The sequence below is a fragment of the Tenacibaculum sp. MEBiC06402 genome, assembly GCF_049239625.1.
GTDB lineage: Bacteria > Bacteroidota > Bacteroidia > Flavobacteriales > Flavobacteriaceae > Polaribacter.
Genome location: NZ_JBMKKT010000089.1, coordinates 115,503 through 130,702, shown reverse-complemented (window position 1 = coordinate 130,702; position 15,200 = coordinate 115,503). Strand labels below are relative to the sequence as shown.

11 protein-coding genes are annotated in these 15,200 nt (G+C 31.2%); 5 read left to right on the top strand and 6 right to left on the bottom strand.

What is annotated here, in order from left to right; translation table 11 throughout:
• Window positions 1–34: 34 nt before the first annotated feature.
• The gene (locus ACOSP6_RS05485) at window positions 35–1,084 is read left to right on the top strand and encodes a rhodanese-related sulfurtransferase (protein WP_422094959.1); all 1,050 of its coding nucleotides are present in this window, start codon (window positions 35–37) and stop codon (window positions 1,082–1,084) included.
• A 40-nt stretch (window positions 1,085–1,124) separates the two neighbouring features.
• Window positions 1,125–2,207, top strand: coding sequence for a DNA polymerase IV (gene dinB, locus ACOSP6_RS05480; RefSeq protein ID WP_422094960.1), 1,083 nt, complete (start codon window positions 1,125–1,127; stop codon window positions 2,205–2,207).
• On the opposite strand, the gene ACOSP6_RS05475 is transcribed toward dinB, so the two are convergent.
• The 6 genes from ACOSP6_RS05475 to ACOSP6_RS05450 form a co-directional block, all read right to left on the bottom strand.
• Window positions 2,204–4,147 (bottom strand): tetratricopeptide repeat protein, encoded by a 1,944-nt coding sequence (locus ACOSP6_RS05475; RefSeq protein ID WP_422094961.1) that lies wholly within the window; start codon window positions 4,145–4,147, stop codon window positions 2,204–2,206. The genes dinB and ACOSP6_RS05475 overlap by 4 nt on opposite strands.
• Before the next feature lies 1 nt (window position 4,148).
• Entirely contained in the window at window positions 4,149–4,892 is a 744-nt protein-coding gene (locus tag ACOSP6_RS05470; protein WP_422094962.1) for a LytR/AlgR family response regulator transcription factor, read from the bottom strand.
• A 159-nt stretch (window positions 4,893–5,051) separates the two neighbouring features.
• On the bottom strand, window positions 5,052–5,834 hold the full coding sequence (locus ACOSP6_RS05465) for an enoyl-CoA hydratase/isomerase family protein (protein ID WP_422094963.1): 783 nt from the start codon (window positions 5,832–5,834) through the stop codon (window positions 5,052–5,054).
• 3 nt (window positions 5,835–5,837) lie between these two features.
• Entirely contained in the window at window positions 5,838–7,250 is a 1,413-nt protein-coding gene (locus ACOSP6_RS05460) for a sensor histidine kinase (RefSeq protein ID WP_422094964.1), read from the bottom strand.
• 51 nt (window positions 7,251–7,301) lie between these two features.
• Window positions 7,302–7,847 carry a hypothetical protein gene (locus tag ACOSP6_RS05455; protein WP_422094965.1) on the bottom strand — a complete coding sequence of 182 codons (546 nt, stop codon included), beginning with the start codon at window positions 7,845–7,847 and terminating at the stop codon, window positions 7,302–7,304.
• A gap of 3 nt (window positions 7,848–7,850) precedes the next feature.
• Window positions 7,851–9,002: an ATP-binding protein gene (locus tag ACOSP6_RS05450; protein ID WP_422094966.1), complete on the bottom strand. Its 1,152-nt coding sequence runs from the start codon at window positions 9,000–9,002 to the stop codon at window positions 7,851–7,853.
• Window positions 9,003–9,126: 124 nt separating this feature from the next.
• Between ACOSP6_RS05450 and ACOSP6_RS05445 the strand changes: the two genes are divergently transcribed.
• From ACOSP6_RS05445 to ACOSP6_RS05435, 3 genes are all read left to right on the top strand, one after another.
• The gene (locus tag ACOSP6_RS05445) at window positions 9,127–9,372 is read left to right on the top strand and encodes a FeoA family protein (protein ID WP_422094967.1); all 246 of its coding nucleotides are present in this window, start codon (window positions 9,127–9,129) and stop codon (window positions 9,370–9,372) included.
• A complete protein-coding gene (gene feoB, locus ACOSP6_RS05440; RefSeq protein WP_422094968.1) occupies window positions 9,359–11,455 on the top strand; it encodes a ferrous iron transport protein B in 2,097 nt (698 codons plus the stop codon). The genes ACOSP6_RS05445 and feoB overlap by 14 nt, the downstream gene beginning before the upstream one ends.
• A gap of 303 nt (window positions 11,456–11,758) precedes the next feature.
• Window positions 11,759–15,136, top strand: coding sequence for a hypothetical protein (locus ACOSP6_RS05435; RefSeq protein WP_422094969.1), 3,378 nt, complete (start codon window positions 11,759–11,761; stop codon window positions 15,134–15,136).
• Window positions 15,137–15,200: the final 64 nt, after the last annotated feature.

The following is a 15,200-nucleotide window of genomic DNA, read 5'->3' as shown; positions in this document are numbered from 1 at the left end:
GCTTAAAATATTGTTTAACTTAAAAAGGTATAGCATGCAACTGTACAACAAGTTAAGCGCAGAAGAACGCGCTAAATTAATTGACGAAGCCGGAAAAGACCGTCTTACTATTTCATTCTATCAATATTACAAGATAGAAAATCCACAACTCTTTAGAGACAAATTATTTATTGAATGGGACAAGCTTGATGTCCTTGGAAGAACATATGTTTCTTACGAAGGAATCAATGCTCAAATTTCTGTTCCAGCTGAGAATTTTTTAGCGTTAAAAGAGCAACTAGATAATATTTCTTTCCTGAAAGACATTCGTCTGAATGTAGCTGTAGAGCAAGACAATAAATCTTTTCTTAAGCTTAAAATTAAAGTGAGAAATAAAATTGTTGCTGATGGTTTGAATGATGAAACTTTTGATGTAACAGATAAAGGTGTTCACTTATCAGCCAAAGAATTTAATGAAATGTTAGCTAATCCTAATACGGTTTGTGTTGATATGCGTAATCATTATGAAAGTGAAATTGGTCATTTCAAAGGAGCAGTTACACCAGATGTTGATACGTTTAGAGATTCTTTAGATATTATTGAAGAGGATTTAAAAGAGCATAAAGAAGATAAAAACCTTTTAATGTATTGTACAGGAGGAATTCGTTGTGAAAAGGCTTCCGCTTACTACAAGCATAAAGGATTTAAAAATGTGTTCCAACTAGAAGGCGGAATTATTGAATATACACGTCAGGTAAAGGAAGAAGGAATTGATAATAAATTTATTGGAAAGAACTTTGTGTTTGATCACAGAAGAGCTGAGAGAATCTCTGATGATGTAGTATCAAATTGTCATCAGTGCGGGAAACCTTGTGATACACATACAAACTGTGCAAATGAAGGTTGTCATTTATTATTTATTCAATGTGATGAGTGTGCCGAGAAAATGGAGAATACCTGTTCAACAGAATGCCAGGAAATAATTCATTTACCTTATGAAGAACAAAAAGCTTTGCGAAAAGGTAAGCATGCAAGTAATAAAATCTTCAAGAAAGGAAGATCTGAAAAGTTAAAGTTTCAAAAAGGGAACACATGTAATGCATAAATAGGAGCGCTCATTCGAGCGCTTTTTTTAATTTTATAGAATGGAATTACAACCTCCTTTTCGTAAAATTATTCATGTTGATATGGATGCTTTTTATGCGTCTGTAGAACAATTGGATAATCCTGATTTGAGAGGAAAACCTGTTGCTGTTGGTGGAAGTGAAATTCGCGGAGTGGTATCAGCGGCAAGTTATGAAGCAAGAAAATTTGGAGTTCGTTCTGCCATGAGTGGCGTTTTGGCCAAAAGAAAATGTCCTCAAATCATTTTTGTAAAACCGAGATTTGATCGATACAAAGAGATTTCAACTAAAATTCGTGAGATTTTTTATGATTACACAGATTTGGTTGAACCATTATCTCTAGATGAGGCCTATTTAGATGTTACCGAAAATAAGTTAGGAAATCCATCAGCTAGTTTAATTGCCCAAGAAATAAGAGATAGAATTTGGAATGAACTGGAATTGCGTGCCTCAGCTGGAATTTCTATAAATAAATTCATAGCGAAAGTAGCTTCTGATATAAACAAGCCTAACGGACAGAAAACAATTAACCCAGATGAAGTACTGGCTTTTTTAGAGGAGTTACCAGTAGGAAAGTTTTATGGTGTTGGAAAAGTAACAGCTTCTAAAATGCATAATCATGGTATTTTTAATGGTGCTGATTTAAAAAAAAGATCTTTAGAAGAATTAGTGTCTTTATTCGGGAAGTCTGGAAAACATTATTACAATATAGTTCGAGGAATACATAATAGCGAAGTAAAGCCAGATAGAGTTCGAAAATCAATTGCAGCAGAAAGAACATTGAATGAAAACTTGTCTTCTGAAATTTTTATGCTAAAGAAGTTAGAGTTTATAGCTGAGGAATTAGAAAGAAGAATGATTCGTTCTCAAACTAAAGGAAAAACAGTTACTTTAAAAATAAAATACAGCGATTTTACACAACAAACCAGAAGTAAAACAGTAGATAATTACTTGCAGAAAAAAGATGAGTTTTATCCTTTAATTAAAGAATTATTGATGCAAGAACGGCTGAAAAATTCTGTCCGGCTATTAGGTATTTCTTTGAGTAATTTAGACACAGAGAAAAAAGATCCAGTTTGGATACAGTTAAGGTTTGAATTTTAAGCAACAGGAAATCTTAGTGAAACTTTCGTTCCAGCCGGAGAACCGTCTTCATTTGTTAAATCATGATATGTTAACGAAAACTCATCATCATAATCTTCTGAAAAGGTTTTTAATCTTTCTTTAGTTAAATCGATACCAACCGACTTACGCTTTAGAGATTTTCCTTCCTTGATTTTTGCAGCTGCAGCTCTACCAATTCCGTTATCTATAATATTAACTTCAACAACAGAGTCCGATATTTTGCTGGCTGTTAGCGTAATTTTTTTATTACTTTCTTTAGAAGAAAGCCCGTGCCATAAAGCATTTTCTAAAAAAGGTTGTAAAATTAATGGAGGAACTTTAATGGTATCTGTATTCATATCTGGATTGATATCAACCTGATAATTTATTTCATTTGAGAACCGAATATTTTCAATACTCATGTATAAATCCATGGTGGCTAACTCCTCTTTTAAGCTTACCTCTTTAATTTTTGAAACATCAAGGATATTACGAATAAGTTTAGAAAACTTGTTCAGGTAATAAACCGCCTGTTTCTGTTCGTTGTTTATAATATATAATTTGATAGAGTTTAAAGCATTAAATATGAAATGAGGATTCATTTGTGTTTGTAACGCTTGTTGCTCTAGAAGTAATATTTTACGATCGTTATTTAGTAAACGTTGTCTGTAAATAGAATAAAGCGCAATACTTAACAACGCAATTGTAATCAAAGTAATAATTAAAATATTTCTATTGCGATAAAACTGTAAAGATTCAATTTCAGATTGTGTCTCTAAATAAGCAATTTCATTAATTTTTGATTGTAAATCGTGTTTTGAAATTAAGTTATTTACGTAAGCAATATTTTTCTGACCTACTGTTATTTTTTCTATTTCCGTTGATTTTTTGAAGTAATCAAAAGCTAAGTCAAACTTCTCCTGTTTTTCATATAATTTTGATAAGAAGGCAGTTGTAGCAATCTCACTTTTCTTGAAATTATATTTTTTTGATAATTCTAATCCTTCTTTTAATTTCAACTCGGCTTCCTCGAGCTGATTATTTTTAAGTAATGCTCCACCGTAATTACTGAGTGTTCTAGCTAGATAATAATTGTTGTTGTAATCGACAGCTTTCGGGTATATCTGTTCAACATATTCTAACGATTTCTTATAGTCTCCTTTTTTAAGATAAACACTACTCAAATTGTTATAACAAATTATGATTCCACGAGTAGAGTTTATATCTTGATTTACTTTTAGTGATTGTTCATAATTTTGAATTGCTTCATCAAATAACAATAAATTCTCTTGAGCAAAACCTATATTTTCATAGTTAATAGCTAAACCTAAAGAATTTTGAAGTTCTTTGGATATCTGGAGAGATTTTTCAAATTCATTTAAGGCTAAATTATATTGCTGTAATGCTAAATAAATATTACCAATACTATTTATTGAGATACTATTTATTTTCTTGTAATTTGATGATTCTTTTTCACTGTTCCTCTTTGAAATAGAAAGTGCTGCCTGATGACAATTCAGGGCATTTCTCACATCATCATTTCGACGATAACAAGCCCCTAATAAATTCAGCGTAAATGCTTCAATTTCATGAAGTTCATTTTTTTTTGATAATTCTATAGCCTTTTTGTAGTGCTTGATAGACATGTCAAAATTAGACTCTTGTCTTAAAATAAGCCCTAAGTTATTATGAGTTGCAATTTGACCAATTAAATAGCCATTTTTCAAGCTCAATTCCAGAAGCTTAACTGTTTTTTCTTTAGTTTGAAGTTTTTTATTTGTTTGGTTGTATAACAGAGAGTCAAGTTCAAAGTAATTATCAATTTTCTCTCTGAAATATTTAGAGATGAGTTCAGAAGTTGCAACGTCATTTTCTTTATCTTGAGAAAAGATGAAGAAAGGCTGTAAAAGAAAAAGAAATAATATACTTTTTTTGGTCATTTTAAAATTTATCTAGAAACTCAGTTTTTTTCTGTCTAGAAACAGGAATCTTATGATTCATTTCTAAAATTACATACCCATCTGTTTTATAATATTCTTTAACCTTGTTTAAGTTAATTATGTAAGAGTTATGAATTCTGAAAAACATATCTTCAGGAAGCAAACTATTTACTTCTTTAAGTTTTTTAGTAACTACTATTTTTTTAGCATCAATAGTATGGATAGAACTGTAGTTTCCATCAGATTCTACGCAAACAATTTCTTCTGGTTTAAGAAATATAAGTTTGCCATCGGCATTTATAATTACCTTTTTTTCTGATAAACGTTGGTTGAAGTTAAAAAGAATTTTTTCAAACTTTTGATCCGTTTCTACTTGAGAAATTCTTCTATTAAACTTAGACACTTTTTTTAAACATTGCTCTAAATCGTCAGTGTCAACCGGTTTCAAAAGATAATCAATGGCTTCTTTTTTTAAAGCTTCGATTGCGTATTCATTGTATGCAGTGGTAATAACTATGGCAAAATCTTTTCTTGGGAGTTTTTCAATAAATTGAAAACCATCCATCGTGGGCATTTCGATATCAAGAAATAAACAGTCTATGTGATTATTACTAATGAAGTTTAATGCCTTTTCTGGATTAGAAAAAGTATTCACTATTTCTACTTCATCATTGAAGTTAGACAGCTCCCAAGACAGGCTTTTGATAGCCTTATCTTCATCGTCAACAATTATTGCCTTCAGCATATTTACGAGAAATATATATTTTGTGCAATTTATACAAAAAAAACGACCATTCATACATTTTAGTCGTTTTTTTGTTAAAATTTTAAGGTAAAATTGAAAAAAGGGCAACTTTACCAATGTTTTTCATAAAAAAGGCTTACACAATGTAAGCCTTTAAATTTATTTGTTCGGAAAATCTGCTTTTCTTTTTTCTAAAAATGCAGTCGTACCTTCTTTAAAATCTTCGGTACCAAAACAATCGCCAAATTGTTTAATCTCAGATTCGAATCCATTGATGCCATCTTTAAAACCATCGTTTACAGCTTTGATAGCTTTACCTATAGCAACCGACGAATTTTTGGTGATTTTACTTGCTAATTTTTCACCTAATACAACTAATTCATCCTGAGAAACCACATAGTTTACTAATCCGTAATTTTTAGCTTCTTCTGCAGAAATCATACCAGCTGTCATAATTAGTTCCATCGCTTTTCCTTTACCTATTAATTGTGGTAATCTTTGCGTTCCACCATATCCAGGAATCACTCCTAAAGAAGTTTCTGGCAATCCCATTTTAGCATTATCAGAAGCAATTCTGAAATGACAAGACATAGCCAATTCTAATCCACCTCCTAAGGCAAATCCGTTTATCATAGCGATGACAGGTGTGCTAAGATTTTCAACAAAATCAAACAACAACTCTTGTCCTTTCGCAGCAAGCTTTCCTCCTTCATTCACTGAGAAATGAGCAAATTCCGAGATATCGGCACCGGCAACAAAAGCCTTTTCTCCACTACCAGTTAACAAGATAACTTTAACGTCTTTATTAGTTTCAAGACTTTTAAAAGCTTCATGTAATTCTTCAATAGTACTTTTATTTAATGCATTTAGTTTTTTAGGTCTATTGATAGTAACCTTTGCTAAATTACCCTCTACAGCAACGAGTATGTTTTCAAAGTTCATAAGTTAAGTTTTTGGTAAAGTTACAGTAAATACTGTTCCTACGCCATAAGTTGAAGAAAAAGTTATGGTTCCGTTGTAGGCTTCAATAATATTTTTAATCATAGGCAAACCAAGGCCCATTCCACTTGTTTTAGTTGTAAATTTTGGTTCGAAAATTAACTTTTTATTTTCTTCAACAATTCCTTTACCATTGTCAGACACCGTAATTATTACATTATCATCTTGTGATAAAACTTTCACCTCAATTTTCGGATTTGTTTCGTCCTCCTTCATTGCCTGGATTGCGTTTTTAACCAGATTTGTAATAATTCTAATTAATTGTGTTTTGTCTAAATATGCATGCAATTCAGATTCTTTTGGGATATAATGAATATAATCTTCATTAAATATATCAAGCGCGTGTTTTACAACATCAACAACATCAATATTTTCCTTACGCTGAGTTGGCATTTTAGCAAAGTCCGAGAAAGCTGATGCAATGGAGCTCATTACGTCAATTTGTTGAATTAAAGTTTCACTATATTCAGCTATTTTTGCTTTTATATTTGTATCGGTTGGGTCAAATTTTCGTTGGAAACTTTGCACTGTTAAGCGCATTGGAGTTAACGGATTCTTTATTTCATGAGCTACCTGTTTTGCCATTTCTCTCCAGGCTTGCTCACGCTCACTTTGGGCTAATTTTACAGCACTATCCTCTAACTGATCAATCATATTATTGTATGCATCAACTAAAGAGTTTATCTCTGAACTAGCAGCGTATAAAGTGATTTTTTCATTTTGCTTATTCAGTCGGGTTTCTTTAATTTTATTCGAAATCGTTTGGATAGATCGGGTAATATAACTCGATAGGAAATAAGCTAACGCGATGGCAGCAATAAACATTAAAATATATACCACTAACAAGCGCGACATGAACTCTTGTAATTCTTTTTCTTGCTCTTCATTATCCTGAGCCATTTTTAATTCTAAAACACCAATTCTTTTATACCTAAGATCATTTATGTAGGTATATGAGGATAAATAGGATATGTTTTTTTCATTTCTAGTTTTAAGTATTCTATGATTTGAATTATTGGCTAACTCATTTACGATTTCTTTTGATAGCGGAATTTCTTCAACTTTTTCAAAGTCATATGGAATAGAAGATTTTAGTGGGTTTCCATTCATGTCGTACATGGAAATGGTAATTTTATGAATTTCAGCTATTTCATATATTCTATCCTGAAATATTTTAGATAAGTTTTCTGTGGTAACAGGATAAGTTGTTTTTCTTTTTAATTCAATATCGATATTGTGTCTTGTTGCATTTTCTTTTCTACCAAAACGATGAATGTTGTAATCTTTTGTTTGTTCATCATATTGATAAATAGTTACACTAGCAATTAAGATGGATGCTAAAAGCACCAGTAGTATCATCGAGATGAATATTCGAATTCGAAGCGATATGTTGTTTAGACTAAGCAAGTATTATTCTAGTTTTTTAGATTTCATTATTAAAATATCATCAAACTCTTGATCATCATCCCAATCATAAATAACTTTACCGTCAAATCCTTCTTTAGTTTGTAAGATGTTATACCAAGCTTGAACTTGTTTTCCCAGATAAGGATAATCAACAAATAAACTATCTCCTTTTGTTTTCCATTTTCCTGTAGTTTCACCAACTCTGGTTCCGTCTGGCTGTTTAAACCAAGCTATAAAAGTTCCATCATTATTATACGTGGATTGTGCTCTACCTGTATTTGGATTGCTAAAATTGTCTTCAAAAACAAAAGAGCTATCTGCTTTTTTATATGTTGGATATTCAATTTTAATGTAAGAAGTTTCCCAATTCCCTAGCATATATTCTTTTAAAGATATTTTTTCTGTTTTCCGAGGTATTTCAGTTTCTTCAACTAGAGTTTCTTCAACTAGAGTTTGTTCAATAGTTTTTTCTGACTCTTTTTTTTCTGGTTTACAAGCAGCAAAAATTAGTCCAATTAATAAGATTGAGGTTAAAAAGTTAGATTTCATAATTTATGAGTTGATTTTTTCTTCTTTGGTATGTAATAATCGAGTCAATTTAATAGAAAGATCTAATAAAATAATTTTAGCATTACCATTTCTTTCGATATGATATTGAGCATCGTTCAATTCTTTTTCAATTGAAAGTATATTTCCGCTATGAATAAAAGGAGCAAACTTTTCTAGTTTAAAATTTGCCGTTTGCGGAGTTAAATAAACTAAATCTGGAGTTCCATAATTTAATAGTAAAGCCTGTCTGAAAAAGTGTAAGCAATATTGAATAAATTGTTTTTGAGTTTCTCTTCCCGATTTTGCAATTGCTTCACTCCAATTAATTAAATCCTGAATTACAGCAGCATTTCCCTTTGCTTTAAATGCGCTTCGAATCCAAGTGATAAACCATTCTTCGAAAATTAAATCATTAGAGTCGTTATGTAATAAATGTAATGCTTTGTTTAAGTTACCTTCACTTTGCTGAGCAATTCTTTTTGCTTCATTTGAAGAAACCTCATATTTACTCACCAATTCATTTTCGATATCACTTTCACTCAAAGCAGGAAAATGAAGGGCTTGGCAGCGAGATTTAATTGTGTTTATAATTTGACCTTCTTCTTCCGTAACTAAAAGGAATATTGTCTTAGCTGGAGGCTCTTCAATGAGTTTTAAAAGTTTATTTGAAGCAGCAATATTCATTTTTTCAGCCATCCAAATAATCATTACTTTAAATCCGCCTTCATATGATTTTAGAGATAGTTTTTTGACAATATCCTCTGCTTCATCAACTCCAATTTGTCCTTGCTTATTTTCTACACCAATACTTTTTAACCAATCGAATAAACTTCCATAAGGAGTATTAAAAATAAAATCTCTCCACTCTTCTAAAAATAAATTACTTGTAGGATGTTTTTTTACCGAGTCTGTTGTGGTTACTGGAAAAGCAAAATGTAAATCAGGATGCTGTAATTTTTCACATTTTATAGTACAAGATTCAGGGTCGTTAGATGAACTACACAATAATAGTTTTGCATATGCAACAGCCATAGCTAAAGTTCCTGAACCTTCTTTTCCTACAAACAACTGTGCATGTGGAATTCTACCATTTTCAGTTGAGGTAGATAAATGCTTTTTAATATGATCTTGACCAATGATTTTCTCGAATGTCATAGGACAAATATACTATTTATGTTAAGAGCGAGAAACTACTTCTTTAGAACCATTCTAATTTAGTATCTTTGCATTTCGCTGTGGTTTTTGCACATCTCAAACCACAGTTCTAAAAACCATTTCTTTGAGTAATATAGCATCATTAAAAATAGGAGAATCTGGAATTATCTGTGAGGATAATCAAAACTTAATTCCTTTAAAATTATTAGAAATGGGTTGTTTGCCTGGAGCAGAAGTTACGTTACTTCAAATAGCACCATTAAACGATCCGATGTACGTTGTAGTAAATGGTAGTCATTTAGCTATACGAAAAGAAATGGCTTCAAAAATAAAATTGATGAACCTAGAGACTCAAAATGGCGAAAGATAGTATTCAGATATCCTTAATTGGTAACCCTAATACAGGGAAAACTTCGTTGTTCAATAGGTTGACAGGATTAAATCAAAAAGTAGGTAATTACCCAGGTATTACAGTTGATAAAAAGCAAGGTAATTGCAAATTAACTTCTGAAGTAAAAGCCGTAATTACCGATTTACCCGGTACCTATAGTATTAATCCTACTTCATTAGACGAAAGTATTGTTCTTAAAGTCTTAAATGATACAGAGGGAAAGAATTTTCCGGATGTAATTTTAATGGTTGCTGATATTGAAAACCTAAAAAGAAATTTGTTGTTGTTTACACAAATTCAAGATTTAGGAATTCCAACCGTTTTAGCAATTAATATGGTTGATGAAATGGAGAAAAAAGGTATTTCGATTGATATTGACCAATTAGAGAAAGAGTTACAAACAAAAGTTGTTTTAGTTTCAGCGAAGAAGAGTATTGGTATAACAGAAATAAAAGAGGTTTTAGCTAATTATAAAAGCTTAAAATCGGGGTCAAATTTTGCTTCAATTGCGAGTAAAATTGATGAAGCATACTTTGCCAATCTGCAGAATGTAAATCCAGATTCTTCATTATATAAATTATGGCTATCTGTAACTCAAAAGAACTTTTTAGACAATTCAGAAGAAGATTTTTCGAGCTTTTTGGATGACGTAACTCAACTAAAAAAGTATCAACAAAAAGAAACGATTTATAGGTATCAGAGAATTAATGAAATTCTTAAAAAATCATATGTTCTAGATCCAACAAAAGCTAAAGATTTACGCAGTAGATTAGACCGAGTTTTTACACATAAGTTTTTCGGATACTTTATCTTCTTAGGAATTTTAGCACTAGTATTTCAATCTATTTTTGAATGGTCTTCTATTCCAATGGATTTTATTGATGGTTCCTTTGGAAGTCTTTCAGAGATGCTTAAAGAGAAATTACCAGAAGGCATGTTTACAAACCTTTTAACGGATGGAGTAATTCCTGGTATTGGAGGAGTTGTAATTTTTATTCCACAGATTGCTATTTTATTTTTCTTAATCGCAATTATGGAAGAGTCAGGGTACATGAGTCGTGTTGTATTTTTAATGGACAAAATTATGAGACGATTCGGAATGAGTGGTAAAAGTATTATTCCATTAATTTCAGGAACTGCGTGTGCGATTCCAGCAGTTATGGCAACAAGAACGATTACCAGTTGGAAAGAAAGACTGATTACAATTTTAGTTACACCATTTACTACTTGTGCTGCTAGATTACCGGTTTACGCTATTTTAATTGCGATTATTATTCCTGATCAAAAAGTTTTAGGCTTTTTTAATTTACAAGGATTAACATTATTAGGTTTATATGCCTTAGGATTTACAGCTGCTTTAACTGCTGCTTTTGTTTTGCATAAAGTATTGAAAATAAAGAGTAAATCTTTATTCGTAATAGAAATGCCGGATTATAAACTTCCATCCATGAAGAATGTGTTGTTATCGGTTATCGAGAAAACAAAGAGTTTTGTTTTTGATGCGGGTAAAATTATTCTATCGATTTCAATTATTTTATGGTTTTTGGCAACTCACGGTCCATCTTCATATTACGAAGTTGAAGAAAAAGTGAAAACTGAATTAGCTTCTCAAAATTTATCAGAGCAAGAGTTAGAACAACGAATTGCTTCAGTAAAAATGGAGAATTCTTTTATTGGAATTGCAGGTAAAACTATTGAGCCAGTTGTAAAACCAATGGGTTACGATTGGAAACTAGGAATTGGTTTAATCGCATCATTTGCTGCCCGTGAAGTATTTGTAGGAACATTAGCGACCATTTATAGTATTGAAGGTGTAGAAGATGAGGGAACAATTAAAGAAAGAATGGAAGCTGAGGTAAATCCTGAAACTGGAGGAAAACGATTTGATTTTGCGACAGGAATGTCGTTATTAATTTTTTACGTTTTTGCAATGCAATGTATGGCAACATTAGCCATTGTAAAAAGAGAAACGAAAAGTTGGAAATGGCCAATTGTTCAGTTGGCAGCAATGGGAGTAATCGCTTATTCATCAGCAACAATTGTCTATCAATTTTTATCATAATATGATACAGCAAATCATAACTTATACGATAGTAGCTTTAGCAGTTTTCTTTTTGGCAAAGAAGTTTTTTTTCAAGCCAAAAAGTAAAAATGGATGTGATACTAATTGTGGGTGTGGTTAGAAATATGTTATTACGAAGTTCTCTGAACTGAAGTAATCTTTTAGCTTATTTATTCTGATTTAAATTTAGGATATTCTATATACAGATTGCTTCACTCCATTTCATTTTGTTCTCAATGACGTTAAGTTTTGAAGGTTATAAAAAGAATAAACTATTTTTGATTCCATTACGTTTATGAAAGTATGACCAAAAAAGTATTCTTTTTCTTTTTTTTTATTTCCCTATTGGGTTTCGGACAAAAGAAACTTAAAGAATTTAGGTCAAAGAAAATAACTGTTAAAAGCGACACCATTCAAATTGATTCGGTAAGTATCAATCCGACTTTTTTTAAGTTATTTTCAAAAGACGGAAAGGAAATTTCTAAAGAAAACTATCAAGTAGACTTTGTAAAATCTAAACTAATCATAAAGTCAGATAGTTTTCCTGAAGTTACTATGGAATACTTGCGATATCCAGCCTTTTTAACTAAGAAATATTCTCCACTAGATAAAAGCTTAATTGTACCTAATTCAACAAATACATCTGAACAATTATATAGTTTAACAACGAATAAGAAAAGAGCAAAAAATGAGTTTTTCGATGGTTTAAAAACTTCAGGATTCATTTCTAGAGGTATCACTTCTGGAAACAACCAAAATGCAGTTACGAATGCAACTTTAGATTTAACTATTGAAGGAAAATTATCGAAGGATGTCTCGATAAGAGCTAATATTTTTGATACTAATTTTCCACTACAACAAGGTGGTTATTCTCAAAATATCACCGATTTCAACCGAGTTTTTGTAGAGTTATTTAACAAAAACTGGAAAGTAAAAGGAGGAGATGTTTCTCTTGCGAACAAGGATAGTTATTTTTTGAATTTCAATAAACAAGTTTCTGGATTGCAGGTTGAAGCGGATATCAGTAAAAACTTTCGAGCTTCTGCATCTGGAGCAATTGTTCGCGGTCGATTCACTGCTTTTAATTTTGTTGGAACAGAAGGAAATCAAGGTCCGTATAAAATATTTGGTCCGAATAACGAATCGGCTATCGTAATTGTAGAAGGGAGTGATGCTGTTTTTGTGAACGGGAATCGTTTAGAACGTGGGGAAAATAAAGATTATGTTATTGATTATAATTTGGCTGAGGTTCGTTTTAATACAAAATATCCAATAACGAATGATATGCGTGTTCGAATAGAATTTCAATTTTCAGATCGAAATTATACACGTTTTATTACTTATGAAAAAGCACAGTATAAAGGAGAAAAGTTTTCTATTTCGGGATATTTCTACAATGAAAATGATGCTAAAAGTCAACCGATTCAGCAAAACCTAACGAACGAACAAAAACAAATTCTAGCAAATGCAGGAAACGACATTACCCAAATGGTATCGCCAAGTGCTTTTATTGATGAATTTTCTCCGAATAGAATTCAGTATCGAAAAGTAGATATTGGTGGAGTTGAAGTTTTTGAGTTTTCAGCAGATGAGAATGAGGAATTGTATACAGTTACCTTTTCTAATGTTGGAACCAACAACGGAAGTTATGTAATTGATAGTACAATTGCCATTGGAACTATTTATCGATATGTAGGTCCGAATTTAGGGAGTTTTGAACCTTCTGTTCGATTGGTCGCTCCAACCAGTTTGCAAGTGGCTGTAGTAAATTCAAATTATAATCCATCAGAAAAAACCAATATTAGTGCAGAGTTAGCCTACAGTAATAATGATCAGAATTTGTTTTCTTCAATTGACGATGAAAAGAATCAACAAATTGCTTCCAAACTAAACTGGAAACAAACCATTTTGGATGGAAGTTGGAAGTTGAAAAGTAATTTGGATTATGAGTTTGTTCAGCAGAATTTTAGAACAGTACAGCGCTTTAGAACCGTTGAATTTAATCGTGATTGGAACTTGAGATCTGCAGTTGGAAATCAGAATCAATTAACAACTACGTTTAGATTAGAGAAAGAGAAAAATAATTTTGTTTCTTACGGTTTTAATCATTTAAATTTTTCCGAAAGTTTTAATGGAAATAAACATGAAATTCAATCTAGATTAAGTAACAAAAAGTCTGTTTTTAATTTAAAGGGAAGTATGTTGCAAAATACTTCTAACATTGAGAAAGATGAGTTTTTTAGATTGTATAGTAATTATGAAAAGCGTTTTAAGAAAACGTGGATTGGTGGTTTGGTAAATTTTGAAACGAATGAAATACGAGAAAGAAATACGAATACATTCAATACTTTAAGTCACCAATTTCAAGAGTATGAAGGATATTTTGGAATAGGAGATTCAACAAAAGTATTTGCAAAAGTAGGACTGAATTATAGAACAAATGACAGTATCAAAAGCAATTCATTTACAAGAATAAATAATAGAAACACGGTATATCTTGATAGTAGAATTATCCAGAACAAAACAACAAATTTGTCGGTTTATGCAAACTACAGATTTACTGATCAAAAGTTTACAGAAAATGAACAATCTTTAAATTCGAGAATAGTTTATAACCAACGATTTTTTAAAAACGGATTGACCATTGGTACGGTTTACGAAACATCATCAGGAAATATTGCTAGACAAGATTTTATTTATGTAAAAACTGAGCCAGGACAAGGGTTTTATACTTGGATAGATTACAATAATGATGGAGTTCAACAATTTGAAGAATTTGAAATCGCGCAGTTTCAAGATCAGGCAGAATATCTTAGAATTCCTTTACCAAACTTAACTTTTTTGCCAACGCAAAGAGCATCTTGGAAGCAATCCATAACACTGAATCCAAACCTTTGGAAAACCAAAAAAGGAGTTCGAAAATGGTTGTCTTATTTTTATAATCAAACCTACTTTTTAATTAATAATGAGCAAAGACGAGTTGGCGACAGTTTTAATTTGAATCCGTTTGATTTAAATGAAGATCAATTAGTTGGGTTGCAATTCAATTTCAGGAATAGCTTCTACTTCAATAGAAATCTACAAAATTATAGTTGGATTTATACGTTTGGTAAGTCGAGAAATAAACAGCAATTCACAATTGGTAATCAAGAGAATAATACGTTTACGCATCAACTAGATTTTACACATAAATTAGGGGAATTTTGGTTGTTTGAAGCTACATCATCCTTCTCGGAAAATAAATTATCAACCGAAAACTTTGCAAATAGAAATTACAACTTAAGAAATAAAGAGTTTAATCCGAAGCTGACTTATTTATATAATAAAGACCATAGGTTATCTTTATTTTATCATTTTAAGAACAAAGAAAACACCGTTGCTGGATTAGAGAGTTTGAGTCAACAAAAATTGGGTGTTGAGTATTATTATATAAATGAAAAACGAAATCAAATTTCTGCTAGTTTCAATATGTTTTTAAATAATTTTGAAGGAGATGCAAATTCCCCAGTTGGATATCAAATGTTAGAAGGATTACAAGTTGGAAGGAATTTTACTTGGAATGCTTTGGTGACCCAAAAGTTAAATTCGTTTTTAAATTTGAATTTGAACTACTTTGGCAGGAAAAGTGAAGAGTCTAAAACAATACATACTGGAATGGTTCAATTGAAAGCCATTTTTTAATAAAAATTGTCTGGTCGAGGGCAGTCGAGACCAATTTTTGATATTATGTTTATTGTTTACTTCT

Excerpts from the sequence above, each read along its gene's own strand:
- ACOSP6_RS05485 (WP_422094959.1), top strand. The coding sequence starts at position 35 with ATGCAACTGTACAACAAGTTAAGCGCAGAAGAACGCGCTAAATTAATT.
- dinB (WP_422094960.1), top strand. The coding sequence starts at position 1,125 with ATGGAATTACAACCTCCTTTTCGTAAAATTATTCATGTTGATATGGAT.
- ACOSP6_RS05475 (WP_422094961.1), bottom strand. The coding sequence starts at position 4,147 with ATGACCAAAAAAAGTATATTATTTCTTTTTCTTTTACAGCCTTTCTTC.
- ACOSP6_RS05470 (WP_422094962.1), bottom strand. The coding sequence starts at position 4,892 with ATGCTGAAGGCAATAATTGTTGACGATGAAGATAAGGCTATCAAAAGC.
- ACOSP6_RS05465 (WP_422094963.1), bottom strand. The coding sequence starts at position 5,834 with ATGAACTTTGAAAACATACTCGTTGCTGTAGAGGGTAATTTAGCAAAG.
- ACOSP6_RS05460 (WP_422094964.1), bottom strand. The coding sequence starts at position 7,250 with ATGATACTACTGGTGCTTTTAGCATCCATCTTAATTGCTAGTGTAACT.
- ACOSP6_RS05455 (WP_422094965.1), bottom strand. The coding sequence starts at position 7,847 with ATGAAATCTAACTTTTTAACCTCAATCTTATTAATTGGACTAATTTTT.
- ACOSP6_RS05450 (WP_422094966.1), bottom strand. The coding sequence starts at position 9,002 with ATGACATTCGAGAAAATCATTGGTCAAGATCATATTAAAAAGCATTTA.
- feoB (WP_422094968.1), top strand. The coding sequence starts at position 9,359 with ATGGCGAAAGATAGTATTCAGATATCCTTAATTGGTAACCCTAATACA.
- ACOSP6_RS05435 (WP_422094969.1), top strand. The coding sequence starts at position 11,759 with ATGACCAAAAAAGTATTCTTTTTCTTTTTTTTTATTTCCCTATTGGGT.